This window comes from Pseudomonas sp. BJa3 (assembly GCF_026343815.1).
GTDB classification, from domain to species: Bacteria; Pseudomonadota; Gammaproteobacteria; order Pseudomonadales; family Pseudomonadaceae; genus Aquipseudomonas; species Aquipseudomonas soli.
Genome location: NZ_JAOXMC010000607.1, coordinates 1 through 230 on the forward strand (window position 1 = coordinate 1; position 230 = coordinate 230).

General features: G+C 65.7%; 1 pseudogene. It reads right to left on the minus strand.

From position 1 onward, the window contains the following. Positions 1–230 (minus strand): annotated as a pseudogene (locus tag OH705_RS28975) (AsmA family protein); the annotation flags it as partial.

Below are 230 nucleotides of genomic sequence, written 5' to 3' on the forward strand. Positions count from 1 at the left end.
TCGGTGGTGTCGAAGGCCAGCGTGCGCGTCTGCATCACGCCGTCGCTCACTGCGAAGTCGCCGAACGCGCATCGTACGCCCACGGTCCGGTCCTTCGTCAGCAGGAATTTGAGTGCTTCGGCGATATCCAGGCCAGCGAGTTCCATCAACAGATTGCTGACCTGCCCACGGCCCATGCCGAGCGCGACGTCGCCGTCCGCGGTCCCGAGGATGCCGGCGATCGAGTTGCC